The 24,532-nt window shown below is 65.2% G+C and carries 24 protein-coding genes; 18 read left to right on the top strand and 6 right to left on the bottom strand.

Going from position 1 to position 24,532, the window contains the following annotated elements:
* Positions 1–38 precede the first annotated feature (38 nt).
* Positions 39–653: a TetR/AcrR family transcriptional regulator gene (locus tag BLV60_RS07570; protein WP_093052382.1), complete on the top strand. Its 615-nt coding sequence runs from the start codon at positions 39–41 to the stop codon at positions 651–653.
* A 6-nt stretch (positions 654–659) separates the two neighbouring features.
* Here the strand turns inward: BLV60_RS07570 and BLV60_RS07565 are convergent, their stop codons facing one another.
* Positions 660–1,301 carry a GntR family transcriptional regulator gene (locus BLV60_RS07565; protein ID WP_093052379.1) on the bottom strand — a complete coding sequence of 214 codons (642 nt, stop codon included), beginning with the start codon at positions 1,299–1,301 and terminating at the stop codon, positions 660–662.
* Between the two features lie 128 nt (positions 1,302–1,429).
* On the opposite strand from BLV60_RS07565, the gene scpA reads away from it, so the two are divergent.
* Genes scpA through BLV60_RS07530 form a run of 7 tightly spaced genes read left to right on the top strand, consistent with a single transcriptional unit; the run spans position 1,430 to position 10,287 of the window.
* Positions 1,430–3,592 carry a methylmalonyl-CoA mutase gene (gene scpA, locus BLV60_RS07560; RefSeq protein ID WP_093052376.1) on the top strand — a complete coding sequence of 721 codons (2,163 nt, stop codon included), beginning with the start codon at positions 1,430–1,432 and terminating at the stop codon, positions 3,590–3,592.
* Between the two features lie 8 nt (positions 3,593–3,600).
* Positions 3,601–4,074 carry a GNAT family N-acetyltransferase gene (locus BLV60_RS07555; protein ID WP_093052372.1) on the top strand — a complete coding sequence of 158 codons (474 nt, stop codon included), beginning with the start codon at positions 3,601–3,603 and terminating at the stop codon, positions 4,072–4,074.
* Positions 4,068–5,117 (top strand): methylmalonyl Co-A mutase-associated GTPase MeaB, encoded by a 1,050-nt coding sequence (meaB, locus tag BLV60_RS07550; protein WP_093052370.1) that lies wholly within the window; start codon positions 4,068–4,070, stop codon positions 5,115–5,117. The genes BLV60_RS07555 and meaB overlap by 7 nt, the downstream gene beginning before the upstream one ends.
* A 37-nt stretch (positions 5,118–5,154) precedes the next feature.
* Positions 5,155–6,699, top strand: a complete 1,545-nt coding sequence (locus BLV60_RS07545) for an acyl-CoA carboxylase subunit beta (RefSeq protein ID WP_093052368.1) — start codon at positions 5,155–5,157, stop codon at positions 6,697–6,699.
* Between the two features lie 20 nt (positions 6,700–6,719).
* Positions 6,720–8,768 carry an acetyl-CoA carboxylase biotin carboxylase subunit gene (gene accC / locus BLV60_RS07540; RefSeq protein WP_093053170.1) on the top strand — a complete coding sequence of 683 codons (2,049 nt, stop codon included), beginning with the start codon at positions 6,720–6,722 and terminating at the stop codon, positions 8,766–8,768.
* Positions 8,768–9,802, top strand: coding sequence for a biotin synthase BioB (bioB, locus tag BLV60_RS07535; protein WP_093052365.1), 1,035 nt, complete (start codon positions 8,768–8,770; stop codon positions 9,800–9,802). Before accC ends, bioB begins: the two co-directional genes overlap by 1 nt.
* Complete coding sequence (locus BLV60_RS07530; protein ID WP_093052362.1) at positions 9,799–10,287, top strand: VOC family protein; 489 nt, start codon at positions 9,799–9,801, stop codon at positions 10,285–10,287. The genes bioB and BLV60_RS07530 overlap by 4 nt, the downstream gene beginning before the upstream one ends.
* On the opposite strand, the gene BLV60_RS07525 is transcribed toward BLV60_RS07530, so the two are convergent.
* Positions 10,277–10,774: an Lrp/AsnC family transcriptional regulator gene (locus BLV60_RS07525; RefSeq protein ID WP_093052359.1), complete on the bottom strand. Its 498-nt coding sequence runs from the start codon at positions 10,772–10,774 to the stop codon at positions 10,277–10,279. The genes BLV60_RS07530 and BLV60_RS07525 overlap by 11 nt on opposite strands.
* A 122-nt stretch (positions 10,775–10,896) precedes the next feature.
* Here BLV60_RS07525 and yedA point away from each other — a divergent pair, with 122 nt between their 5' ends.
* A complete protein-coding gene (yedA, locus tag BLV60_RS07520) occupies positions 10,897–11,826 on the top strand; it encodes a drug/metabolite exporter YedA (protein WP_093052356.1) in 930 nt (309 codons plus the stop codon).
* Here the strand turns inward: yedA and BLV60_RS07515 are convergent.
* The 4 genes from BLV60_RS07515 to BLV60_RS07500 form a co-directional block, all read right to left on the bottom strand.
* Positions 11,792–12,430, bottom strand: a complete 639-nt coding sequence (locus BLV60_RS07515; protein ID WP_093052353.1) for a LysE family translocator — start codon at positions 12,428–12,430, stop codon at positions 11,792–11,794. The genes yedA and BLV60_RS07515 overlap by 35 nt on opposite strands.
* On the bottom strand, positions 12,427–13,059 hold the full coding sequence (locus tag BLV60_RS07510) for an RnfABCDGE type electron transport complex subunit B (RefSeq protein ID WP_371127355.1): 633 nt from the start codon (positions 13,057–13,059) through the stop codon (positions 12,427–12,429). The genes BLV60_RS07515 and BLV60_RS07510 overlap by 4 nt, the downstream gene beginning before the upstream one ends.
* A gap of 28 nt (positions 13,060–13,087) precedes the next feature.
* Positions 13,088–14,518: a polyhydroxyalkanoate depolymerase gene (locus BLV60_RS07505; protein ID WP_093052347.1), complete on the bottom strand. Its 1,431-nt coding sequence runs from the start codon at positions 14,516–14,518 to the stop codon at positions 13,088–13,090.
* A 157-nt stretch (positions 14,519–14,675) separates the two neighbouring features.
* Positions 14,676–15,872: an amino acid aminotransferase gene (locus BLV60_RS07500; RefSeq protein ID WP_093052344.1), complete on the bottom strand. Its 1,197-nt coding sequence runs from the start codon at positions 15,870–15,872 to the stop codon at positions 14,676–14,678.
* A 105-nt stretch (positions 15,873–15,977) separates the two neighbouring features.
* Here BLV60_RS07500 and uvrB point away from each other — a divergent pair, with 105 nt between their 5' ends.
* From uvrB to dnaQ, 9 genes are all read left to right on the top strand, one after another.
* Positions 15,978–18,095 carry an excinuclease ABC subunit UvrB gene (gene uvrB / locus BLV60_RS07495; protein WP_093052341.1) on the top strand — a complete coding sequence of 706 codons (2,118 nt, stop codon included), beginning with the start codon at positions 15,978–15,980 and terminating at the stop codon, positions 18,093–18,095.
* Positions 18,096–18,328: 233 nt separating this feature from the next.
* On the top strand, positions 18,329–18,865 hold the full coding sequence (gene iscR, locus BLV60_RS07490) for a Fe-S cluster assembly transcriptional regulator IscR (protein WP_007828186.1): 537 nt from the start codon (positions 18,329–18,331) through the stop codon (positions 18,863–18,865).
* A gap of 84 nt (positions 18,866–18,949) precedes the next feature.
* Positions 18,950–20,170, top strand: a complete 1,221-nt coding sequence (locus BLV60_RS07485; protein ID WP_093052338.1) for an IscS subfamily cysteine desulfurase — start codon at positions 18,950–18,952, stop codon at positions 20,168–20,170.
* Positions 20,171–20,220: 50 nt separating this feature from the next.
* The gene (gene iscU / locus BLV60_RS07480; protein WP_093052335.1) at positions 20,221–20,640 is read left to right on the top strand and encodes a Fe-S cluster assembly scaffold IscU; all 420 of its coding nucleotides are present in this window, start codon (positions 20,221–20,223) and stop codon (positions 20,638–20,640) included.
* Position 20,641: 1 nt separating this feature from the next.
* Positions 20,642–20,965, top strand: coding sequence for an iron-sulfur cluster assembly protein IscA (iscA, locus tag BLV60_RS07475; RefSeq protein WP_007828190.1), 324 nt, complete (start codon positions 20,642–20,644; stop codon positions 20,963–20,965).
* Positions 20,966–21,028: 63 nt separating this feature from the next.
* Positions 21,029–21,547, top strand: a complete 519-nt coding sequence (gene hscB, locus BLV60_RS07470; protein WP_093052332.1) for a Fe-S protein assembly co-chaperone HscB — start codon at positions 21,029–21,031, stop codon at positions 21,545–21,547.
* Positions 21,548–21,551: 4 nt separating this feature from the next.
* Positions 21,552–23,414, top strand: coding sequence for a Fe-S protein assembly chaperone HscA (gene hscA / locus BLV60_RS07465; protein ID WP_093052329.1), 1,863 nt, complete (start codon positions 21,552–21,554; stop codon positions 23,412–23,414).
* A 9-nt stretch (positions 23,415–23,423) separates the two neighbouring features.
* The gene (fdx, locus tag BLV60_RS07460; RefSeq protein ID WP_007828193.1) at positions 23,424–23,762 is read left to right on the top strand and encodes an ISC system 2Fe-2S type ferredoxin; all 339 of its coding nucleotides are present in this window, start codon (positions 23,424–23,426) and stop codon (positions 23,760–23,762) included.
* Positions 23,762–24,469, top strand: coding sequence for a DNA polymerase III subunit epsilon (dnaQ, locus tag BLV60_RS07455; protein WP_093052326.1), 708 nt, complete (start codon positions 23,762–23,764; stop codon positions 24,467–24,469). Before fdx ends, dnaQ begins: the two co-directional genes overlap by 1 nt.
* Positions 24,470–24,532: the final 63 nt, after the last annotated feature.

The following is a 24,532-nucleotide window of genomic DNA, read 5'->3' as shown; positions in this document are numbered from 1 at the left end:
AAAACTGTACAGTTGGGTATTCTTTTGAGGGAAATGCGATGAAGGTCAGGACAGAAGCGCGGCGCAACGTCATCCTTGAAGCGGCGGTGGCGCTGTTCAAGGAGCTGGGTTACGAGCGCACGTCGATGAACGAGCTCGCAAAGCGCCTGGGTGGGTCGAAGGCCACCCTGTACGGATATTTCGCCTCGAAAGAGGAGCTCTTCAGGGCGGTCGTGCAAACCGTGGCCGTTTCGCATCTGGCTGAGGCCGCGGCCGAGTTGCAGGAGGCGAACGAGACCGCCACGCTCGAGGCGCAGTTGATGCGGTTCGGCGAGCGGATGCTGTTCGTGTTGACCAACGACGCGGACGCGCTGGCGGTCTACCGGATGGTTCTTGCCGAAGCCGGGCGCTCCGACGTGGGGCAGCAGTTCCAGGAGTCGGGGCCTGCCGAATACATCCGAACCCTCGCGGGGTTCATGGATGCGGCGATGAAGCGTGGCGAACTACGGCGCCGGGACCCACACGTGACCGCGCTGCAGTTCACCACGTTGATCACGGCGGAGACCCAGGCGCGGCTCTTCCAGGTCGACCCCGAGCCCGTGTCGGTAGAGCAGATTCACGCGCTGGTTCAGCGCGCCGTCGACATGTTTCTCGCCGGCGCCGCGCCGCGCTGAAAGGCGCTAGTTCGCGGCTTCGAGCCCGTTCTGGAAGTGCTCGCGCATGCGGGCCATGGCGGCTTCCGCGTCCCGCGCCTCGATGGCCGCCATCACCGAGCGGTGCTCCGCCAGCGACTCGGCGATCCGGCCGGCTTTCAGCAGCGAGTTGTGCCGGTTGAGCTTCATCACCTTGCGCAGGTCGGCCACCATCTGGTCGCGCCACTTGTTGTTGGCGATGGCCAGCAACCGCATGTGAAAGCGCTCGTTCAGGGCGAAGAAGTGCTCCCGGTTCTCGGGCGAGGCTGCTGCTTCCAGCTCGGCGTGCAGCGCCTTCAGCTCGGCGCGCTGCGCGTCGGTGGCGCGCTCGGCCACCACGCCGGCGGCGTCGCTCTCCAGCAGCGAGAGCAGGTGGTACACGTCGGTCAGGTCCTGCTCCGACACCTCGGTCACGTACGCGCCGCGCCGCACCTTCATCGTTACCAAGCCTTCGGCCGCGAGCACCTTCAGCGCCTCGCGCAGCGGCGTGCGGCTGATGCCGTATTCCTCGGCCAGCTTGAGTTCGTCGATCCAGCTGCCGGGCTCCAGCTCGCGGCGAAAGATCCGCTGGCGCAGCAGCTCGGCCACCTCTTCATAGAGGGCGCGGGGGGTGAGGGTGACGGCGGACATGGGCCGGACTGTACTTCAAAAATGGGGTTTGAATTAATAATTATGGATCGGTTAGACTCGCGGCCGGCTTGCAAATCCCTGCAGGCGAATTTGCGAATACCCTGCAAGACACTGCGAACGGCCCCTTCATGAGCAGCACACCCGAACCCTCTTTCAAGCCCGCCGACCTCGAAGCCTGGGCCAAGGCTGCTGCCAAGTCCGCACCCGGCGGCGACGTGAACGCGCTGAACTGGATCACGCCCGACGGCATCGCCGTGAAGCCGCTGTACACCGCCGCCGACCTGCAGGGCCTGAAGTACACCGACACGCTGCCCGGCTTCGAGCCCTACCTGCGCGGCCCGCAGGCCACCATGTACGCAGTGCGCCCCTGGACCATCCGCCAGTACGCCGGCTTCTCCACCGCCGAGGAGTCGAACGCCTTCTATCGCAAGGCGCTGGCCGCCGGCGGGCAGGGCGTGAGCGTGGCCTTCGACCTCGCCACGCATCGCGGCTACGACAGCGACCACCCGCGCGTGACCGGCGACGTCGGCAAGGCAGGCGTGGCAATCGACTCGGTCGAGGACATGAAGATCCTGTTCGACCAGATCCCGCTCGACAAGGTCTCCGTGTCGATGACGATGAACGGCGCCGTGCTGCCGGTGCTGGCGGGCTACGTGGTCGCGGCCGAAGAGCAGGGCGTGGCGCAAGACCAGCTGAGCGGAACCATCCAGAACGACATCCTCAAGGAGTTCATGGTCCGCAACACGTACATCTTTCCGCCAGCGCCGAGCATGCGGATCATCGGCGACATCATCGAGTACACGGCGCAGAACATGCCCAAGTTCAACTCGATCTCGATCAGCGGCTATCACATGCAGGAAGCCGGCGCCAACCAGGCGCTCGAACTCGCCTTCACGCTGGCCGACGGCAAGGAATACGTGAAGACCGCACTGGCCAAGGGGCTCGACGTCGACGGCTTTGCCGGGCGCCTGAGCTTCTTCTGGGCCATCGGCATGAACTTCTATCTCGAAGTGGCCAAGATGCGCGCGGCGCGCCTGCTGTGGTGCCGCATCATGAAGGAGTTCAACCCCAAGAACCCCAAGAGCCTGATGCTGCGCACGCACTGCCAGACCTCGGGCTGGTCGCTCACCGAGCAGGACCCGTACAACAATGTGGTGCGCACCACCATCGAAGCGATGGCCGCGGTGTTCGGCGGCACGCAGAGCCTGCACACCAACGCGCTCGACGAAGCCATTGCGCTGCCCACCGAGTTCAGCGCCCGCATCGCGCGCAACACGCAGCTCATCATCCAGGAAGAGACGCACATCACCAACGTGATCGACCCCTGGGCCGGCAGCTACATGATGGAGAAGCTCACGCAGGACATGGCCGACGCGGCCTGGGCCATCATCGAAGAGGTCGAGGCGATGGGCGGCATGACCAAGGCGGTCGATAGCGGCTGGGCCAAGCTCAAGATCGAGGCCGCCGCCGCCGAGAAGCAGGCGCGCATCGACTCCGGCAAGGACGTGATCGTCGGCGTCAACAAGTACAAGCTGAAGAACGAGGACGCGATCGACAGCCTCTCGATCGACAACGTGAAGGTGCGCGACCAGCAGGTGGCGCGGCTGCAGAAGATCCGTGCCTCGCGCGACACCGCCAGGGTGCAGGCCGCGCTCGACGCGCTGACCACTGCTGCCGAGAACAACACCGGCAACCTGCTGGCGCTGAGCATCGACGCCGTGCGCCTGCGCGCCACGGTGGGCGAGATTTCGGACGCGCTCGAGAAATCATTCGGCCGCCATCGGGCCGACACGCAAAAGGTGACCGGTGTGTACGCAGCTGCCTATGACTCCGCCGAAGGCTGGGAAGCCCTCAAGACAGAAATCAACGCCTTCGCCGAAGAGCAGGGCCGCCGTCCACGCGTGATGATCTCCAAGCTCGGGCAGGACGGCCACGACCGCGGCGCCAAGGTCGTCGCTACGGCTTTTGCCGACCTGGGCTTCGACGTGGACATGGGCCCACTGTTCCAGACGCCCGAGGAATGCGCCCGCCAGGCGATTGAAAACGACGTGCATGCAGTGGGCGTGAGCACGCTCGCAGCCGGCCACAAGACTCTTGTGCCGGCCATCATCAATGAACTCAAGAAGCAGGGCGCGGACGACATCATCGTGTTCGTCGGCGGTGTGATTCCGCGGCAGGACTACGACTTTCTCTACGAGGCCGGCGTCAAGGGCATCTACGGACCGGGCACGCCCATTCCGGCCAGCGCCAAGGACGTGCTGGAGCAGATTCGCGCGGCGGTCACGGCCTGAGGCGCGACGTGGGCGATCTCTTGTCGCGGCTGTCGCTGCAGCCGGTGGATTCCAGCGATTTCGAAGCCATGCTGGCCCTGCGCATCGACGCGATGCGCCCGAGCCTGGAGCGCGTGGGCCGTTTCGATGCAGCGCGTTCGCGCGAGCGCCTGAGCGCGGGCTTTCTCGTGCCGTACATGCACCACATCGTGCTCGATGGCGACCAGCGCATCGGCTTCGTCACGCTCAAGCCCGAGGACAGCGATGCGCTGCGCCTCGACCATCTCTACCTGCGCACCGGCTTCCAGGGCCTGGGCATCGGTGAATGGGTGCTCGAATGGGCCAAGTCGCAGGCGCGCGCGCAGCGGCTGGACATCAAGCTCACCGCGCTCGTGAAGAGCGACGCCAACCGCTTCTACCTGCGGCACGGCTTCGTGCTCGAGGGCGGGGAGGGCGTCGACCTGCACTACCGCTGGCGCGTGGCTTCGGAGGCTGCGTGCTGAACACGGCACAGGCGCTCGAACGCGCCGTTGCCGAAACCGATGGCATGGCGCAACGGCGCGCCATTGCAAAAGCCATCACGCTGCTCGAATCGACGCGCGCCGACCACCGCACGCAGGCCGACGAACTGCTCACGGCATTGCTGCCGCGCACGGGCAACTCGTTCCGCCTCGGCATCTCGGGCGTGCCGGGCGTCGGCAAGTCGACCTTCATCGAAACGCTGGGCCTGCTGCTGATCGGCAAGGGCCATCGCGTGGCGGTGCTCACCATCGACCCGTCGTCCACCGTGTCGGGCGGCTCCATCCTCGGCGACAAGACGCGCATGGAACGGCTCTCGGTGCACGAGCGCGCCTACATTCGGCCGAGCCCTTCGAGCGGCACGCTGGGCGGCGTGGCCGAGAAGACGCGCGAGGCCATGCTGGTGTGCGAAGCGGCCGGCTACGACATCGTGATCGTCGAAACCGTCGGCGTGGGCCAGAGCGAAACCGCCGTGGCCGGCATGACCGACATGTTCGTGCTGATGCAACTGCCCAATGCCGGCGACGACCTGCAGGCGATCAAGAAGGGCGTGATGGAGCTGGCCGACCTCGTTGTCATCAACAAGGCCGACATCGACAAGGACGCTGCCACGCGCGCGCAGGCGCAGATCACCTCGGCGCTGCGCCTCTTCGGCCACCAGGGCAACCCCGATCACGCGCATGCGGTTCACGACGCGCACAGCGGCGCGGAGGTGCGCTTCTGGCTCCCCAAGGTGCTGCAGCTGAGCGCGCTCGCCAACACCGGCGTCGATGCCTTCTGGGACGCCGTCACGCAATTCAGGCAACTGCAGACGGCCAACGGCAAGCTCGCCAAGCGTCGCGAGAAGCAGGCCACCGCGTGGATGTGGGAGCGCATCGACGCAGGCCTCAAGCACGCCTTCAGGCATCACCCGCAGGTGCGCGAGCTGCTGCCCCAGCTTACGCAGCAGGTGGCGCAGGGCACGTTGCCGGCATCGACTGCGGCGCGCAATCTGCTCGCCGCGGCCGCCATCACGGCCAGACCATGAGACACGAAATTCAGGACCACAGCTTCGGAAGCACACCATGCAAGAACTGATCGAACAACTCGAAAAGCGTCGCGCCCAGGCGCGTCTCGGCGGCGGGCAGAAGCGCATCGACGCGCAACATGCCAAGGGCAAGCTCACGGCGCGCGAGCGCATCGAGCTGCTGCTCGACGACAACACTTTTGAAGAGTGGGACATGTTCGTCGAGCACCGCTCGGTGGACTTCGGCATGGCCGAGCAGAAGATCCCCGGCGACGGCGTGGTCACCGGCTACGGCATGATCAACGGCCGCCTGGTGTTCGTGTTCAGCCAGGACTTCACCGTCTTCGGCGGCGCGCTCAGCGAAGCGCATGCCGAAAAAATCTGCAAGGTGATGGATCAGGCCATGAAGGTCGGCGCGCCCGTCATCGGGCTGAACGACTCGGGCGGCGCGCGCATCCAGGAAGGCGTGGCCTCGCTCGGGGGCTATGCCGACGTGTTCCAGCGCAACGTGATGGCCTCGGGCGTGGTGCCGCAGATCAGCATGATCATGGGCCCCTGCGCGGGCGGCGCCGTGTATTCGCCCGCCATGACCGACTTCATCTTCATGGTGAAGGACAGCAGCTACATGTTCGTCACCGGCCCCGAGGTGGTGAAGACCGTGACGCACGAAAGCGTCACGGCCGAAGAGCTGGGCGGCGCCATCACCCACACCACGCGCAGCGGCGTGGCCGACATGGCGTTCGAGAACGACGTCGAGGCGCTGCTGATGCTGCGCCGCCTGTACAACTACCTGCCGCTCAACAACCGCGAGAAGCCGCCGGTGCGCCTGGGCAACAACGGCCTGGGCGACCCGGCCGACCGGCCCGACTACTCGCTCGACACGCTGGTGCCCGACAACCCGAACAAGCCCTATGACATCAAGGAACTGATCCTGAAGGTGGTGGACGACGGCGACTTCTTCGAGCTTCAGCCCGACTACGCGAAGAACATCGTGATCGGCTTCGCCCGCATGGAAGGCCAGACCATCGGCATCGTGGCCAACCAGCCGCTGGTGCTGGCGGGCTGCCTCGACATCAAGAGCAGCATCAAGGCCGCGCGCTTCGTGCGCTTCTGCGATGCGTTCAACATTCCGGTTGTCACCTTCGTCGACGTGCCCGGCTTCATGCCCGGTACGGGGCAGGAGTACGGCGGCATCATCAAGCACGGTGCCAAGCTGCTCTACGCGTATGCGGAGTGCACCGTGCCGAAGATCACCGTCATCACGCGCAAGGCCTACGGCGGCGCCTACGACGTGATGGCCTCCAAGCATCTGCGTGGCGACGTGAACCTCGCATGGCCGCGCGCCGAGATCGCGGTGATGGGCGCCAAGGGCGCGGTGGAAATCATCTTCCGCGAGGACAAGAACGACCCCGAAAAACTCGCTGCCCGCGAGGCCGAGTACAAGGCCCGCTTTGCCAACCCGTACGTGGCGAGCGCACGCGGCTACATCGACGACGTGATCCTGCCGCACGAGACGCGCAAGCGCATTTGCCGTTCGCTGGTGATGCTGCGCGAGAAGAAGCTCGAGAACCCGTGGCGCAAGCACGGGAACATTCCACTGTGAGCGGCACGGAGAAGAAGAACATGTTCAAGAAGATCCTGATTGCGAACCGTGGCGAAATCGCCTGCCGCGTCATTCAGACGGCGAAGAAGATGGGCATCCTCACGGTCGCTGTCTATTCCGACGCCGACAAGGAAGCCCGCCACGTCGAGCTGGCCGATGAGGCCGTGCACATCGGTGCAGCGCCCAGCCGCGAGAGCTACCTGCAGGCCGACCGCATCATCGCGGCATGCAAGCAAACTGGCGCCGAGGCCGTGCATCCGGGCTACGGCTTCCTGTCGGAGAACGAAGCCTTCGCGCGCAAGGTCGAGGAAGAAGGCATCGCCTTCATCGGGCCGAAGCACTATTCGATTGCAGCGATGGGCGACAAGATCGCCTCGAAGAAGCTCGCGAACGAAGCCCAGGTCAACACCATTCCGGGCTGGAACGACGCCATCGAGACGGCTGAGCGCGCCGTCGAGATTGCCAAGGACATCGGCTACCCCGTGATGATCAAGGCCTCGGCCGGCGGCGGTGGCAAGGGCCTTCGCGTGGCCTTCAACGACAAGGAAGCCTTCGAGGGCTTCACCTCATGCCGCAACGAGGCGCGCAACAGCTTCGGCGACGACCGCGTGTTCATCGAGAAGTTCGTCGAGGAGCCGCGCCACATCGAGATCCAGGTGCTGGGCGATTCGCACGGCAACGTGATCTACCTGAACGAGCGCGAGTGCTCCATCCAGCGGCGCCACCAGAAGGTGATTGAGGAGGCTCCTTCTCCCTTCATCAGCGACGAAACGCGCAAGGCCATGGGCGAGCAGGCGGTGCAATTGGCCAAGGCCGTGAAGTACCAGAGCGCGGGCACGGTGGAGTTCGTGGTCGGCAAGGACCAGAGCTTCTACTTCCTGGAGATGAACACGCGCCTGCAGGTGGAGCACCCGGTGACCGAGTGCATCACCGGCCTCGACCTGGTCGAGCTGATGATCCGCGTGGCCGCCGGTGAGCAGCTGCCGTTGACGCAAGCCGAGGTGAAGCGCAACGGCTGGGCCATCGAGTGCCGCATCAACGCCGAAGACCCGTTCCGCAATTTCCTGCCATCGACCGGCCGGCTGGTGAAGTTCCAGCCGCCGGGCGAGACCATGTTCGCGAGCGACACGCAGCACCTGCAAGGCGTGCGCGTGGACACCGGCGTGTACGACGGAGGCGAGATCCCGATGTATTACGACTCGATGATCGCCAAGCTCATCGTGCACGGCAAGGACCGCCAGCATGCGATCGCACGCATGCGCGAGGCGCTCAACGGCTTCGTGATCCGCGGCATCAGCAGCAACATTCCGTTCCAGGCGGCGCTGCTGGCGCATCCGAAGTTCGTGGCGGGCGACTTCAACACCGGCTTCATCGCCGAGCACTACGGCAAGGGCTTCCACGCGGAAGACGTGCCGCATGCCGATCCGTCGTTCCTGATCGCGCTCGCGGCCTACGTGCATCGCCGTTATCGTGCGCGCGCCTCGGGTATCAGCGGGCAGCTCGAAGGCCACGGCGTGAAGGTGGGCGAGCAGTTCGTGGTGGTCGAGTTGGGGCCCGAAGGCAAGCACGTGCACCATCCGGTGTCGGTCACCGACTTCCATGGCAAGACCGGTGCGAGCGCAGTGGCCGTGGGCGGCAAGACCTACAAGATCGACAGCAGTCTGGCGCTGGGAGCGATCCGCGTGCAGGGCACGGTCAACGACAAGCCCTTCACCGCGCAGGTGGAGCGCGGCGCGGGCAAGAGCCCGCTGGCACTGCGCGTGTCGCACGACGGCACGCAGATCGAGGCGATGGTGCTGTCGCCGCTGGGCGCGCGGCTGCTCGAGCTGATGCCCTACAAGGCGCCGCCGGACCTGAGCAAGTTCCTGATGTCGCCGATGCCAGGGCTGCTGGTCGAGGTGTCGGTGCAGCCGGGCCAGCAGGTGCGCGCTGGCGAGAAGCTGGCCGTGATCGAGGCCATGAAGATGGAAAACGTGCTGTTCGCCACGCAGGACGGCGTGGTCGGCAAGATTTCGGCGGGCAAGGGCGAATCGCTCGCCGTCGATCAAATCATTCTGGAGTTCAACTGATGGGTGCCAACGACTTGCAACAGGCGATCACGCTGCACCGGCCCGCGAAGGCCGCTGCCCCCAAGACCGAGGGCCCGTGGTCCGTCGAGGCGATCCAGACGCTGCTCGACAAGCCGCTGATGGACCTGCTGTTCGAGGCGCAGACCGTGCACCGCCAGCATTTCCCCGAAGGCGACATCGAGCTGGCCACGCTGCTGTCGGTCAAGACTGGCGGCTGCCCCGAGAACTGCGGCTACTGCCCGCAGTCGGCCGAGTTCGATACCGGCGTGAAGGCGCAGAAGCTCATGGAGGTCGACGAGGTGCTGCGCGCCGCGCAGGCCGCCAAGGACGCTGGCGCGACGCGCTTCTGCATGGGCGCCGCATGGCGCGCGCCGAAGGACCGCGACGTGGAGAAGGTGGCTGTGCTGGTAGAGGCCGTGAAGGGGCTCGGCATGCAGACCTGCGCCACGCTCGGCATGCTGGAGCCGCACCACGCGCACCAGCTCAAGGCTGCCGGCCTCGATTACTACAACCACAACCTCGACACCGCGCCCGAGTACTACACCGACGTGGTCGACACACGCACCTACCAGGACCGGCTCGACACGCTGGCCCATGTGCGCAGCGCGGGCATCAGCGTGTGCTGCGGCGGCATCGTCGGCATGGGCGAAGCACCGGTGCACCGTGCGGGGCTGATCGCGCAACTGGCCAACCTGAATCCGTACCCGGAGTCGGTGCCGATCAACAGCCTGGTGCGCGTGCCCGGCACGCCGCTGGCCGACTCGGACCCGGTCGACCCCTTCGACTTCGTGCGCATGATCGCGGTCGCGCGCATCACCATGCCGACCGCGCGCGTGCGCCTGTCGGCCGGCCGACAGCAGATGGGCGACGCGGTGCAGGCGCTGTGCTTCATGGCGGGCGCAAATTCGATCTTCTACGGCGACAAGCTGCTCGTTACCGGCAATCCCGACGTCGAAGCCGACACGGTGCTGCTGCGCAAGCTGGGCCTGAATGCGCGGCAGGTTCAGGAGCAGCCGGAAGGCTGTGCCGCATGACCACTGTCGCACGCCCCTTCAAGGTGCTGGGCATCCAGCAGATCGCCATCGGCGGACCCGACAAGCTGCGGCTGCAGAAGCTGTGGGTCGACATGCTGGGGCTCGAAGTCACGGGCACGTTCAAGAGCGAGCGCGAGAACGTGGATGAAGACATCTGCGCGATGGGCGTGGGGCCGTTCAAGGTCGAAGTCGACCTGATGCAGCCGCTCGATCCGGAGAAGAAACCCGCCGTTCACACGACGCCGCTGAACCACGTCGGGCTGTGGATCGACGACCTGCCCAAGGCCGTCGAATGGCTCACGGCGCAGGGCGTGCGCTTTGCGCCGGGTGGCATCCGCAAGGGTGCAGCCGGCTTCGACATCTGCTTCCTGCACCCGAAGGCGAACGACGAGTTTCCGATCGCGGGCGAGGGCGTGCTCATCGAGATGGTGCAGGCGCCGCCCGAGGTGGTAGCGGCGTTCAGCGCGCTCGCAGCTACGCGTTGAGCACCTTCCTGATCGGCGGCTTCACGTCCGAGCGCTGAGGCGGCAGCATCGCCTGATGCTCGCGCGCTGGATTCAGGATGATCGAGGTCGCCGTCTCCGTGAGGATGCAGAACTTGGTGACCACCGCGTCGAGGTGGCTCACGTCGATCACCGCGATCTCGAGGATCCAGCTGTCCTCTCCGGTCACGTTGTAGGCATTGACGCATTCGGGCGTGTCCTGCACCAGTTTCACGACGAGGTCGTAGTCCGCGCGCCCGACGCGGATGATGGCGCGGATGCCGTAGCCCAGCTTGCCGAGGTTGACGGTGGCGCGGTAGCCGCTGATGACGCCCGCGGCCTCCAGTTTCTTCACGCGCTCGGTTACTGCCGGCTGGCTCAGGTGCACGCGGCGGCCCAGTTCGGCCATGGTCAGGCGCGCATCGGCCTGCAGTTCGGCGAGGATGCGGGTGTCATGGGCGTCCAGCGCGGGGTTCAAGGGAAAGTCCATGAAACTCCTTCAAATCGACGGTTTGGCGAGGGCAGAACCATGAAATCTGCATGGCTGCCGAGGGATGGCTTTCATACCATGACCGGCACCCAATACCAAGAATCAGAAGAGACACCTTCGACATGCCTACCCTCGCTTCTCCCGCCCATGCCACGCCAGCCGCGGGCCGCCCCGGATTGCCGCCGCTGCTGTGGCTTTGCCTCGCCGCCACCTGGGTGGTGTGGGGCTCGACCTATCTTGCGATCAAGTACGCGCTGATCAGCTTTCCGCCGTTCCTGCAGATGGGCTCTCGCTTCCTGGTCGCGGGTGTGCTGCTGGCAGCGTGGATGCGCTGGCGCGGCGCGCCGTGGCCCTCGCTGGTGCAGTGGCGCAATGCCTTCATCGTCGGCGCGCTGATGCTGGGCGGTGGCATGGGCGGCACGGCAAACGCCGAGGTGTCGATCGGTTCGGGGCTGGTGGTGGCGTTCATCGCGGTGATTCCACTGCTGATTGCGCTGCTCAATTTGATTTGGGGTGTGAAGCCGTCGCGGCTCGAAGCTGCGGGCATCGCGCTCGGCCTCGTCGGCGTGCTGATGCTCACGCAGGGCAGCGGCTTCCGCTCTTCGCCCGAGGGGCTGGTGGCCATCTGCATTGCCTGCGTCTGCTGGTCGCTTGGCAGCGTGCTGAGCCAGCGCAGCCTGCCGCTGGCGTCCGGCGCGATGGGCTTCGCGAGCGAAATGCTCTGCGGCGGCGTGGTGCTGATGGGGCTCGCCGCGGTGTCTGGCGAAACGATGAGCTGGCCGCCACAGGCTGAAGCGGTCGCTGCGTGGATCTATCTGGTGGTGTTCGGCTCGTTGATTGCCTTCAACGCCTACATGGTGCTGCTGGCCAGGGCGCCGGCCGCGCTGGCGGCGAGCTACACCTTCGTGAACCCGGTGATCGCGATGCTGCTGGGCGTGTGGATCGCCAACGAGGCGGTCACGCGCTTCGAGTGGTATGCGGTGGCCGTGGTACTGGCGGGTGTGCTGCTGTTGCTCTTCAAGCGCCGGGGCGGCGCCACACAGCCAGGGTAGCCGCGAGCAGCCACATGCCGGCCGCGCAACCGCGGTTCATTGCCCTGAGGCCCCGCTGCGAGAGGAAGCGCACGGCCTGTGTGCCGGCCGATGCATAGGCCAGCATCACGCAGGTATCGAGCACGACGAACACTGCACCCAGCAGCAGGTACTGCGGGCCTTGCGGCTTCGCGATGTCGACGAACTGCGGCAGGAATGCCGCGAAGAACAGCACCGTCTTCGGGTTCGACAGCGCCACCATCAGGCTGCGCAGCAGCGCGACACGGCCCTGCGGACGGACTTCGAGCGGCGACTTGGCCAGCGCGGTGCGCAGGTCGGTGGTTTCGCTGCGCCAGAGCTTGATGCCCAGCCATACGAGGTAGGCCACGCCTGCGACGCGGATCGCATTGAAGAGCCACTCCGAGGCCGCCAGCAACGAGCCCAGTCCGAGCGCGACGACGGCGATCAGGGTGATGCTGCCGAGCGACGCACCCGCAATGCCCCAGCTCGCGCGGCGCATGCCGCCCTCGATGCCGTTGGACAGCGCCAGCAGCATCGTTGGCCCCGGAATCAGGGCCAGCGCGAGCGAAGCGACGATGTAGATGAGCAGGGTATCGAGCGTCATGGTTTGGTGGCTGGTGGGCGTTGTTGCGAGGCGGCGCGGGCACGCGCCAGTGCGGCTTCGACGATGGCGCGCTTGCGGGCGCCGGCGTCTTGCGGGGCTTCGGGCTCGGGCGCCGTTTCGGCCAGCCGGGCGTCGGTGTTGCGGTGCCTGCCATGCACCTCGTAGCGGCGCCGTGCCTTGTCGGCCTGCTCGGCCGACCAGGCCCGCCAGCCGCTGAGGCCCGGCGTTTCGACTTCGAGCGAGATGCAATCGACAGGGCAGACCGGAATGCACAGTTCGCAGCCCGTGCAGTGGGCCTCGATCACGGTGTGCATGCGCTTGTTGATGCCGACGATGGCGTCGGTGGGGCAGGCGTCGAGGCACAGCGTGCAGCCGATGCACCAGGCCTCGTCGATGACGGCCATGGCACGCGGGCCTTCGGTGCCGAACTGGGGATCGAGGGGGAGCGTTGCGCGGCCGGTGAGCAGTGCGAGCCGCTCGATGCCTTCAGCGCCGCCCGGCGGGCACTGGTTGATGCCGGCCTCGCCGTCAGCCACGGCCTGTGCGTAGCCTGCGCAATCCGGGTAGCCGCACCGTGTGCACTGCGTTTGAGGCAGTGCGTCGTTGATGCGTGCGGCCAGCCCGTTCACTTGGTGATGAGGTTGCGTGCGCGCTTCTTCAGCGCGCCGCACCGGTGCCGGGCTTCTTGCGCGCGGCGGGCTTCTTCACTGCCACGGCCGTGGCCTTCTTTGCCGGCAGCTTCTTGGCCGCGACGGCGGGCACCTTGCGGCCGGGCTTGATGCTGTCTTCGGCGGCCAAGCCGCCGCGGTTGCCGGCGCGGCTCTGGGGCTGGTCGTTGGCCGCGATGAATTTCAGCACCTTCGGGTAGACCAGTTCGCGCCAGCGGCGGCCGCTGAAGATGCCGTAGTGGCCGGCACCCTTGACTTCGTAGTGCTCGCGCTTGTCATTGGCGATGCCGGTGCACAGGCTGTGCGCCGCTTCGGTTTGGCCCGAGCCCGAGATGTCGTCGAGTTCGCCTTCGACCGTGAGCAGGGCGGTCGAGTGAATGTCCTGCGGGTGCACGCGCTCCACCTGACCCTGGGGGTTCTTGACGTCCCAGGTGCCGTTGACCAGGTCGAATTCCTGGAACACGGTGCGGATGGTCTCGAGGTAGTAATCAGCGTCCATGTCGAGCACGGCGTTGTACTCGTCGTAGAACTTGCGATGGGCCTCGGCGCTGGCGTCATCGCCCTTGATCAGGTCCTTGAAGTAGTCGTAGTGGCTGCTGGCGTGGCGGTCGGGGTTCATCGCCACGAAGCCGGTGTGCTGCAGGAAGCCAGGGTAGACCTTGCGGCCCGCGCCCGGAAAGCCCTGCGGCACGCGATAGATCACGTTGTTCTCGAACCACTCGTAGCTCTTGTTCATCGCGAGGTTGTTCACCGCGGTGGGCGACTTGCGTGCGTCGATGGGGCCGCCCATCATGGTCATGGTCAGCGGCAGCTGTTCGCCGCGGCTGGCCATGAGCGACACGGCCGCGAGTACCGGCACCGTCGGCTGGCACACGCTTACTACGTGGCAGTTGCCGTATTCGGCCTGCAGGCGGCGGATGAACTCCTGCACGTAGTTGATGTAGTCGTCGAGGTGGAACTCGCCTTCGGACAGCGGCACGAGGCGCGCGTTCTTCCAGTCGGTGATGTAGACCTTGTGGTCCTGCAGCATGGTGCGCACGGTGTCGCGCAGTAGCGTGGCGTAGTGGCCCGACAGGGGCGCCACGATCAGCACCACGGGCTGGCTCTTGAGCGTCTTGAGGATGTGCGGCTCGTCGGTGAAGCGCTTGAAGCGGCGCAGCTCGCAGAACGGCTTGTCGAGTTCGACAGCCTCCTGGATCACGACCTCTTCGCCGTCGACCTTGACGGACTTGATGTTGAACTCGGGCTTCTCGTAGTCCTTGCCGAGGCGATAGAGCAGGTCGTAGCCGGCGGCCATGCGCTGGGCCATGGGCAGCTGGCCCCACACGGCGCCCTGGCCGTAGAGCTTGGAGGCAGCCTGTGCGAAGTCCGAGAACGGCTCCATCAGGGAACGCTGGGCTTCGTAGAGTTGATAGAGCATCGCTGGTCTTGGAGTGGAATGTTGCGGTGCAATATATCAGCGCATTCGCTGCGTTGCAGGGGGCCTTACCCCTACATCGGCCCCGCCGCGAGGGGCCTTCTTCCACAGAATGTGAAGGAATCGTCGCGAAGGCGATTCCCTCACACCTTGTTGTCACCTAGATGACTTTGGCGATCGAGGCGCAGACGTACTCGATGTTCTTGCTGTTGAGCGCGGCCACGCACATGCGGCCGGTGTCGGTGCCGTATACGCCGAACTCATTGCGCAGGCGCACCATCTGGTCCTTGCTCAGGCCCGAGTAGCTGAACATGCCGATCTGCGTGGTGATGAAGCTCATGTCTTCCTTCACGCCGGCGGCCTTGAGGCCGTCGACCAGCTTCTGGCGCATGGCCTTGATGCGCACGCGCATCTCGCCCAGCTCCTGCTCCCACAGGGCGCGCAGTTCGGGGTTGCCGAGCACCGCGGCCACCACGGCGCCGCCGTGCGTGGGCGGGTTGCTGTAATTGGTGCGAATGGCGATCTTGAGCTGCGACAGCACGCGGCCGGCTTCTTCCTTGCTCTCGCACAGCACCGACAGGGCGCCCACGCGTTCGCCGTACAGGCTGAAGCTCTTGGAGAACGAGGTCGAGACGAAGAAGGTCAGGCCGGCATCGACGAACTTGGCGACGGCGGCGCCGTCTTCCTTCAGGCCGTAGCCGAAGCCCTGGTAGGCCATGTCGAGGAAAGGCACGAGACCCTTGGCCTTGACAGTGGCGACGACCTGGTCCCACTGCTGCGACGTGATGTCGTAGCCGGTCGGGTTGTGGCAGCAGGCGTGCAGCACGACGACGGTGCCGGCAGGGGCTGCGTTGAGCGCGGCCAGCATGCCGTCGAAGTTGATGCCGCGCTTGGCGGCGTCGTAGTAGGGGTAGCTTTCGACTTCGAAGCCGGCGTTGGTGAACAGCGCGCGGTGGTTTTCCCAGCTCGGGTCGCTGATCAGCACCTTGGCGTTGGGGTTGAGCTTCTTCAGGAAGTCGGCGCCGACCTTCAGGCCGCCAGTGCCGCCGATGGCCTGGATGGTGGCCACGCGGCCCGAGGTGACGGGTTCGCTGTCGGCGCCGAAGACCAGCGCCTTGACAGCGTTGTCGTATGCGGCGATGCCGTCGATGGGGAGGTAGCCGCGCGCCGTGGGCGCTTTCATCATGTTCTGCTCGGCCGCTTGCACGCACTGCAGCAGTGGCAGCTTGCCGTTGTCGTCGTAATAGACGCCGACGCCGAGATTGACCTTGTTGGGGTTGGTATCGGCTGCAAATTGCTCGTTGAGGCCGAGGATCGGGTCGCGCGGCGCCATTTCGACCGCGGTGAACATAGACATGGAAAGGTCCTTTGGGATGAAAGCTTCGCTGCAACCGGAGGAGGCTTTATCCTTTCCGGTTGCCTTGAATTTTACCGGCGCGAGCGCCACCTGTCGGGAACAGCCATGCCAGAGAACAACGAAGCCATAGCAGACCTGAAGAAACTGGACCCGATCGGGCCGGCGAAACAGGGGGAATTCATCCGCTATCCGGACTCGCCTTTCGAGCTTTTCCAGCCCTATCCGCCGGCCGGCGACCAGCCGAAGGCGATCGAGGGGCTGGTCGAGGGCGTGATCGACGGCGAAGTGTTCCAGACCCTGCTGGGCGTGACCGGTTCGGGCAAGACCTTCACCATGGCCAACGTGATCGCCCGGCTGGGCCGCCCGGCCATCGTGTTTGCGCCCAACAAGACGCTGGCGGCGCAGCTCTACAGCGAATTCCGCGAGTTCTTCCCGAAGAACGCCGTCGAGTACTTCGTGAGCTACTACGACTACTACCAGCCCGAAGCCTACGTGCCGCAGCGCGACCTGTTCATCGAGAAAGATTCATCGATCAACGAGCACATCGAGCAGATGCGGCTGTCGGCCACCAAGAGCGTGCTGGAGCGGCGCGACACGGTCATCGTGGCCACGGTGAGCGCCATCTACGGCATCGGCACGCCCGAGGACTACATGGAGATGCGGCTGATTGCCCGCGTCGGCGACAAGGTCGGCCAGCGCGACCTGATCTCGCGGCTCATTCGCATGCAGTACCTGCGCAACGAGCAGGACTTTGCCCGCGGCACCTTCCGCGTGCGGGGCGACACCATCGACGTGTTCCCGGCGGAGCACAGCGAGCTGGCGATCCGCTTCGAGCTGTTCGACGACGAGATCGAGTCGCTGCAGCTCTTCGACCCGCTGACCGGCCGCATCCGCCAGAAGGTGCCGCGCTTCACCGTGTATCCGTCGAGCCATTACGTCACGCCGCGCGACAAGGTCATGGCGGCGGTGGAAACCATCAAGATCGAGCTTGGCGATCGGCTCAAGGAACTGGTGGGGGCGGGCAAGCTGGTCGAGGCGCAGCGGCTGGAGCAGCGCACCCGTTTCGACCTCGAAATGCTCGCCGAAATCGGCCATTGCAAGGGCATCGAGAACTACACGCGCCACCTTTCGGGCGCTGCGCCAGGCGACCCGCCGGCAACGCTGACCGATTACCTGCCGAAGGACGCGCTGATGTTCCTCGACGAAAGTCACCAGATGATCGGCCAGCTCAGCGCCATGTACAACGGCGACCGGGCGCGCAAGACCACGCTGGTCGAGTACGGCTTTCGACTGCCGAGTGCGCTGGATAACCGGCCGCTCAAGATGGAAGAGTTCGAAAAGCGCATGCGCCAGTGCATCTTCGTTTCGGCCACGCCGGCGCAATACGAGAAGGACCATGCCGGCAACGTGGTCGAACAGCTGGTGCGGCCCACCGGACTGATCGACCCCGAGGTCGAGGTGCGGCCCGCCACGCATCAGGTGGACGACGTGCTGGGCGAGATCCGCGTGCGCGTGGACAAGAACGAGCGCGTGCTGATCACCACGCTGACCAAGCGCATGGCCGAGCAGCTGACCGACTACCTGGGCGACAACGGCGTGAAGGTGCGCTACCTGCACAGTGACGTCGACACGGTCGAGCGGGTGGAAATCCTGCGCGATCTGCGCCTGGGCACCTTCGACGTGCTGGTGGGCATCAATCTGCTGCGCGAGGGGCTGGATATTCCCGAGGTATCGCTGGTGGCGATCCTCGACGCCGACAAGGAAGGCTTCTTGCGCGCAGAGCGCTCGCTGATCCAGACCATCGGCCGCGCAGCGCGGAACCTGAACGGCAAGGCCATCCTCTACGCCGACCGGATGACCGAGTCGATGAAGAAGGCCATCGGCGAAACCGAGCGCCGTCGCGCCCGGCAGATTGCCTACAACGAAGCCAACGGCATCACGCCGCGCAGCATCGTCAAGCAGGTGCGCGACCTGATCGACGGCGTCTACAGCGAGAAAACGGGCAAGGAAATGGCCAAGCTCGACCTGGAACGCGCCAAGGTCGAGGACATGAGCGAAAAGGACATCGCCCGGGAGATCAAGCGGCTGGAAAAGCAGATGCTGGAACACGCCCGCAACCTCGAATTCGAGAAGGCAGCCCGGGTGCGGGACCAGTTGGCGCTGCTGCGGGAGCAGGCGTTCGGGGCGTCGGGCGGCGACAACATCGCGATCCCGCCGCAGTAGGTCAGACGTTCGCATTCTTCAAGCGAACCGCGCTGGGGTTTACCCCAGCAGACCTCGGGGGCTTCTGTTATACTTGAGCGAAACAGTCAACAACAAGAAAAGAACTTCGCGATGAAGGACCGACTCCTACCGACTGGTTCACCAGCGTCAGGGGTCGGGCAGGGCGGAGACGAAGTCACCGCGGTCCAGGACCACGGTGTCATTTCAACGGTAAGCACTTGAAGGAGCTTGCGATGCGTCTCACTACCAAAGGCCGTTTTGCGGTCACAGCAATGATCGATCTGGCGTTGCGTCAGAACACCGGTCCGGTCACGCTGGCTGCGATCAGCCAGCGGCAGCAGATTTCGTTGTCGTACCTTGAGCAGCTGTTCGGCAAGTTGCGCCGTCACGAGCTGGTCGAGTCGACCCGCGGCCCCGGCGGCGGCTACAGCCTCGGTCGCAAGGCCGCGGACATCACCGTGGCCGACATCATCGTTTCCGTCGATGAACCCATCGATGCCACCCAGTGCGGCGGCAAGGAAAACTGCCTCGGCGAAGCCGGCCGCTGCATGACGCACGAGCTCTGGGCCTCGCTGAACCAGCGCATGGTCGAGTTCCTCGATTCCGTCACGCTGCAGAAGCTGGTCGACGACCAGATCGCCAAGGGCGTGCAGATCGAAAACAAGCCGGTCGTCAAGCGTGCGATCTCGGCCCAGCCGGTGGTCAAACCGATCCGCGTCAACGCACCGAATTCGGTGTTCGCGCTCGGCAACGCCTTCGCCAAGTCCTGAGTACTGAGTCCCCGGCGGCGCCTTCGGGCGCCACCTTGAGCCGCCCAGATCAAAAAACAACCCCCACGCCAGCACGAGCCAGCCATGGACGTAACTCCTCATTTCCCGATCTATCTCGATTACGGCGCGACCACGCCGGTCGACCCGCGTGTGGTCGACGCCATGATTCCCTGGTTGCGCGAACACTTCGGCAACCCGGCGTCGCGCAGTCACGCTTGGGGCTGGGAGGCTGAAGAGGCGGTCGAGAAGGCGCGCGGCCAGGTGGCTGACCTGATCAATGCGGATCCCCGCGAAATCGTCTGGACGTCGGGCGCGACCGAATCGATCAATCTCGCACTCAAGGGCGCGGCCCAGTTCTACAAGGGCAAGGGCAAGCACCTGATCACCCTGAAGACCGAGCACAAGGCCGTGCTCGACACGATGCGCGAACTCGAGCGCCAGGGCTTCGAAGTCACCTACCTCGACGTCGAGGAAAATGGCCTCGTCGACCTTGAAAAGTTCAAGGCCGCGATCCGCCCTGACACCATCCTGGCCAGCGTGCTGTTCGTGAACAACGAAATCGGCGTGATCCAGGACGTGGTCGCGATCGGCAATGTCTGCCGCGAAAAGGGCATCATCTTCCACGTCGATTCGGCCCAGGCCACCGGCAAGGTCGATATCGACATCACGAAGCTGCCCATCGACCTGATGAGCCTCGCCTCGCACAAGACCTACGGCCCCAAGGGCATCGGCGCGCTGTACGTGCGCCGCAAGCCGCGAGTGCGGCTCGAGGCTCAGATGCACGGCGGTGGTCACGAGCGCGGCATGCGTTCGGGCACGCTGCCCACGCACCAGATCGTCGGCATGGGCGAGGCCTACCGCATCGCCAAGCTCGAAATGAAGGACGACATCGCCCATGCGCGCCGCCTGCAGAAGCGTCTGCTCGACGGCCTGAAGGATGTCGAGCAGGTGTTCATCAACGGCGACCTCGAACACCGTGTGCCGCACAACCTGAACATGAGCTTCAACTACGTCGAAGGCGAGTCGCTGATCATGGGCATCAAGGGCCTGGCGGTGTCGTCGGGTTCGGCCTGCACCTCGGCCAGCCTGGAGCCCAGCTATGTGCTGCGCGCCCTGGGCCGCAGCGACGAGCTGGCCCACAGCAGCCTTCGCATGACCATCGGCCGTTTCACGACCGAAGAAGAAATCGACTACGCCATTTCGACCATCAAGCACAACGTTGCCAAGCTGCGAGAGCTGAGCCCCCTGTGGGAGATGTTCCAGGACGGCGTCGACATCAGCACGATCCAGTGGTCGGCCCACTGACGCAGGCCCGCACCAGGCTCCACGATTGAACAAAGTTTGAGAGGTACACCATGGCATATTCTTCCAAGGTCATCGACCACTACGAAAATCCCCGCAACGTCGGTTCCTTCGAAAAGGGCGACGACTCGGTAGGCACCGGCATGGTCGGCGCGCCGGCCTGCGGCGACGTGATGAAGCTGCAGATCAAGGTCAACCCCGAAACCGGCGTGATCGAAGACGCGCGCTTCAAGACCTACGGCTGCGGCTCGGCCATTGCGTCGTCGTCGCTCGTGACCGAATGGGTCAAGGGCAAGACGCTCGACGAAGCGGCTGCGCTCAAGAACGCGCAGATCGCCGAAGAGCTGGCGCTGCCGCCCGTGAAGATCCACTGCTCCATCCTGGCCGAAGACGCGATCAAGGCCGCCGTGAGCGACTACAAGGCCAAGCACGGCGTCAAGACCGAAGCTGCTGCTGCCGAAGCTGTCCACTGACATGGCCGTCACGCTGACCGAAGCCGCTGCGCGACACGTCACCCGCTACCTCGGCAAACGGGGCAAGGGCGTGGGCGTGCGGCTGGGCGTGAAGACCACGGGGTGCTCCGGCCTGGCCTACAAGCTCGAGTACGTGGACGAGTTCACGCCTGAAGACGTGGTGTTCGAAGACCACGGCGTGAAGGTGCTGGTCGACCCGAAGAGCCTGGCCTACATCGACGGTACGCAGCTCGACTTCGTGCGCGAGGGTCTGAACGAGGGTTTCAAGTTCATCAACCCCAACGAACGCGACCGTTGCGGCTGCGGGGAAAGTTTTCGCATCTGATGCGCCGTCGCTGACCGCGACAACAGCCGCCACCATGTCATGTGCTGGCGGTTTTTTCTTGCCATGAACCTGAACGACACCGACTTTCAACTGTTCGCCGTCCCGGCGACTTTCGCGCAGGACCGTGCGGTGCTCGACGCGCGCTGGAAAGAGCTGCAGCGCGAAGCCCACCCGGACCGCTTTGCCGCGCAGGGCGCCGCCGCGCAACGTGTGGCCATGCAGTGGTCGGTGCGCATCAACGAGGCTTACCAGCGGCTCAAGGATCCGATCCGCCGCGCCAGCTACATCTGCGAACTGCACGACGCACCGCTGAACGCCGAGAACAACACGGCGATGCCGCCGGAGTTCCTGATGCAGCAGATGGAGTGGCGCGAGGCGCTCGACGATGTCGAAGACGCCGCTTCGCTCGAGAAACTCCAGGCCGAGGTCGAGGCTGCCCGCGCCCGCGCACTGTCGTCGCTCGACTGGCTGATCGACGAAAAAGGCGACTACCCCGCCGCCGCGCAGCAGGTGAGAGCCCTCATGTTCATTGAGCGCTTCGGACAGGACGTCGAAGCCAAATTCGATCAGTTGGGACAATAGAGGCATGGCTCTTCTTCAGATTTCAGAACCCGGCCAGGCGCCCGACCCGCATCAGCGTCGCATTGCCGTGGGCATCGACCTCGGCACCACCCATTCGCTGGTGGCCGCGGTGCGCAATGGCGTGGCCGAATGCCTGCCCGACGACCAGGGTCGCGTGCTGCTGCCCTCGGCCGTGCGCTACCTTGAAAACGATCGCCGCCAGATCGGCTTCGATGCCCTGGCAGCGCGCGCCCAGGACCCGGCCAACACGATCACTTCGGTGAAGCGGCTCATGGGCCGCGGCTTGGCCGACATCGCGAACCGCGAAGCGATGTCGTACCACATCGGCAGCAGCGATGGCGGCATGGTGCAGGTGCAGACCCTGGCGGGCGAGAAGTCGCCGGTCGAGATCAGCGCCGAGATCCTGGCCACGCTGCGCTTTCGTGCCGAGGACACCTTCGACGACGAGCTCTACGGTGCCGTCATCACCGTGCCGGCGTACTTCGACGAAGGCCAGCGCCAGGCGACCAAGGATGCCGCGCAGCTCGCCGGCCTCAACGTGCTGCGTCTTATCAGTGAGCCCACAGCGGCCGCCATCGCGTATGGCCTCGACAACGCGAGCGAAGGCGTCTACGCGGTCTACGACCTGGGCGGCGGCACCTTCGACATCTCGATCCTGCGGCTCACGCAGGGCGTGTTCGAAGTGATCGCCACGGGTGGCGACTCAGCCCTTGGCGGCGACGACTACGACCACGCGCTGGCCGACTTCGTGCTCGCGCAGACGGGCCTGCAAGCCGGCAGCGATGCCGACAAGGCGGCGTTGCTGGTCGCCGCACGGGCCGCGAAAGAGGCGCTGACCGATTCGGAATCGGCCCTGTTCAAGGCTGACGTGGCAGGCAAGACCGCTTCGTTCGACCTGACCCGCGAACATTTCTACACCGCCACGCGGCCGCTCACCGATCGCACCATTGCTGCCGTCCGCAAGGCGCTGCGCGACGCGAAGCTCAAGCCCGACGACCTGCAGGGCATCGTGCTTGTCGGCGGCTCCACCCGCATGCCGCAGGTCCGCAGCGCCGTCGCCGAGTTCTTCGGCCGCGAGCCGCTGGTCAACCTGAACCCTGATGAAGTCGTGGCCCTCGGTGCCGCCATCCAGGCCAACCAGCTCGCCGGCAACAACGGCGCGGGCGAGTTGCTGTTGCTCGACGTGATCCCGCTCTCACTCGGCATCGAGACCATGGGCGGCCTGGTCGAGCGCATCGTGCCGCGCAACCAGACCATCCCCACCGCGATGGCGCAGGACTTCACGACCTATCAAGACGGCCAGACTGCGCTGGCACTGCACGTGGTGCAGGGCGAACGCGACCTCGTGGCCGACTGCCGCAGCCTCGCGCGCTTCACGCTGCGCGGTATCCCGCCGATGGCGGCCGGCGCGGCACGCATCCGCGTGACGTTCACGGTCGACGCAGACGGTCTGCTGAGCGTGAGTGCCAAGGAGCAGGGCAGCGGCGTCGAAGCCAGCGTGGCGGTCAAGCCGTCATACGGCCTGTCGGACGACCAGATCGCGACCATGCTGCAGGAGAGCTTTTCCACGGCGCAGCAGGATATGCTGGCCCGTGCGCTGGTCGAGGCGCGCGTCGATGCCGATCGCATGCTGCTCGCCACGCAGAGCGCGCTCGATGCCGACGGCGACCTGCTGAGCGACGGAGAGCGCGCCGTCATAGACGAATCGATGGCGCAGTTGCGTGAAACCGCCAAGGGCAGCAACGAGGCCGCCGCCATCGAGGCTGCCACCAAGAAGCTGGCCGACGACACCGAAGCCTTTGCCGCACAGCGAATGAACGCGGGCATTGCGCGCGCACTTGCCGGCCGCAAGGTCGAATCTCTCTAGAACAACAACATGCCCACGATCAAGATCTACCCGCATCCCGAGTACTGCCCGCAGGGCGCTGAAATCACCGCGCCCGCCGGCACCTCGATCTGCGAGGCGCTGCTCGACAACGACATCAACATCGAGCATGCCTGCGAGATGAGCTGCGCCTGCACCACCTGCCACGTGATCGTGCGTGAGGGCTTCAACTCGCTGAACGAGGCGGAAGAGGGCGAAGAAGACCTGCTCGACCGCGCCTGGGGCCTGGAGCCGCAGTCGCGCCTGAGTTGCCAATCGATCCTGGCGCAGGAGAATGTGACCATCGAGATTCCGAAGTACTCGATCAACCACGCCAAGGAAAACCACTGATGTCGCGCCAGATCGTTCTTGATACCGAAACCACCGGCCTCTCTGCGGAGAACGGCGACCGTGTCATCGAGCTCGGCTGCGTGGAGCTGTTCGCTCGCAAGCTCACCGGCAACGACCTGCACATCTACTTCAACCCCGAGCGTGAGAGCCACGAGGACGCGCTCAAGGTCCACGGCCTGACGACTGACTTCCTGCGCGACAAGCCGAAGTTCGCCACCCTGGCCAACGACATCGTCGAGTACCTGCGCGATGCCGAGTTGATCATTCACAACGCGGCCTTCGACGTCGGCTTTCTCAACAAGGAGTTCGAGCGTGCCGGTTTGCCGCCGCTGCGCACCTTCGTCAGCGAAGTGACCGACACGCTGGCCATGGCCAAGCAGGTGTACCCGGGTAAGCGCAATTCGCTGGACGCGCTGTGCGACCGCTTCGGTGTCGACCGCTCGAACCGAACCTTCCACGGCGCCAAGCTCGACGCGCAGCTGCTGGCAGACGTCTACATCAACCTCACGCGGGGCCAGGATGCGCTGCTGATCGACGTGGCTTCGAACGAGCCTCAGCTGGGCACCACCGTGGTGGCCATCGACCTGAGCCAGTTCGAGCTGCCGGTGATCCTGGCCGCCGAGCACGAACTGACAGCGCACGAAGCGGTGTTGGGGCAACTCGACAAATCGAGCGGCGGTCGCACGCTGTTTCGCGAAAACGGCTGAAAAGCTATGGCATAATCTGAGGCTTCGCACAACGCGATACGTTTTCAGAACGCTGCAGTCAAA

Source organism: Variovorax sp. YR634, assembly GCF_900106655.1.
Lineage (GTDB): Bacteria > Pseudomonadota > Gammaproteobacteria > Burkholderiales > Burkholderiaceae_C > Variovorax.
The sequence above is the reverse complement of the archived record's forward strand: the minus strand, read 5'-3'. Positions and strand labels throughout refer to the sequence as shown.

Bases quoted from the DNA above. Each gene is read 5' to 3' on its own strand.
- BLV60_RS07570 (WP_093052382.1), top strand. From the start codon at position 39: ATGAAGGTCAGGACAGAAGCGCGGCGCAACGTCATCCTTGAAGCGGCG.
- BLV60_RS07565 (WP_093052379.1), bottom strand. From the start codon at position 1,301: ATGTCCGCCGTCACCCTCACCCCCCGCGCCCTCTATGAAGAGGTGGCC.
- scpA (WP_093052376.1), top strand. From the start codon at position 1,430: ATGAGCAGCACACCCGAACCCTCTTTCAAGCCCGCCGACCTCGAAGCC.
- BLV60_RS07545 (WP_093052368.1), top strand. From the start codon at position 5,155: ATGCAAGAACTGATCGAACAACTCGAAAAGCGTCGCGCCCAGGCGCGT.
- accC (WP_093053170.1), top strand. From the start codon at position 6,720: ATGTTCAAGAAGATCCTGATTGCGAACCGTGGCGAAATCGCCTGCCGC.
- bioB (WP_093052365.1), top strand. From the start codon at position 8,768: ATGGGTGCCAACGACTTGCAACAGGCGATCACGCTGCACCGGCCCGCG.
- BLV60_RS07530 (WP_093052362.1), top strand. From the start codon at position 9,799: ATGACCACTGTCGCACGCCCCTTCAAGGTGCTGGGCATCCAGCAGATC.
- BLV60_RS07525 (WP_093052359.1), bottom strand. From the start codon at position 10,774: ATGGACTTTCCCTTGAACCCCGCGCTGGACGCCCATGACACCCGCATC.
- yedA (WP_093052356.1), top strand. From the start codon at position 10,897: ATGCCTACCCTCGCTTCTCCCGCCCATGCCACGCCAGCCGCGGGCCGC.
- BLV60_RS07515 (WP_093052353.1), bottom strand. From the start codon at position 12,430: ATGACGCTCGATACCCTGCTCATCTACATCGTCGCTTCGCTCGCGCTG.
- BLV60_RS07505 (WP_093052347.1), bottom strand. From the start codon at position 14,518: ATGCTCTATCAACTCTACGAAGCCCAGCGTTCCCTGATGGAGCCGTTC.
- BLV60_RS07500 (WP_093052344.1), bottom strand. From the start codon at position 15,872: ATGTCTATGTTCACCGCGGTCGAAATGGCGCCGCGCGACCCGATCCTC.
- uvrB (WP_093052341.1), top strand. From the start codon at position 15,978: ATGCCAGAGAACAACGAAGCCATAGCAGACCTGAAGAAACTGGACCCG.
- iscR (WP_007828186.1), top strand. From the start codon at position 18,329: ATGCGTCTCACTACCAAAGGCCGTTTTGCGGTCACAGCAATGATCGAT.
- BLV60_RS07485 (WP_093052338.1), top strand. From the start codon at position 18,950: ATGGACGTAACTCCTCATTTCCCGATCTATCTCGATTACGGCGCGACC.
- iscU (WP_093052335.1), top strand. From the start codon at position 20,221: ATGGCATATTCTTCCAAGGTCATCGACCACTACGAAAATCCCCGCAAC.
- iscA (WP_007828190.1), top strand. From the start codon at position 20,642: ATGGCCGTCACGCTGACCGAAGCCGCTGCGCGACACGTCACCCGCTAC.
- hscB (WP_093052332.1), top strand. From the start codon at position 21,029: ATGAACCTGAACGACACCGACTTTCAACTGTTCGCCGTCCCGGCGACT.
- hscA (WP_093052329.1), top strand. From the start codon at position 21,552: ATGGCTCTTCTTCAGATTTCAGAACCCGGCCAGGCGCCCGACCCGCAT.
- fdx (WP_007828193.1), top strand. From the start codon at position 23,424: ATGCCCACGATCAAGATCTACCCGCATCCCGAGTACTGCCCGCAGGGC.
- dnaQ (WP_093052326.1), top strand. From the start codon at position 23,762: ATGTCGCGCCAGATCGTTCTTGATACCGAAACCACCGGCCTCTCTGCG.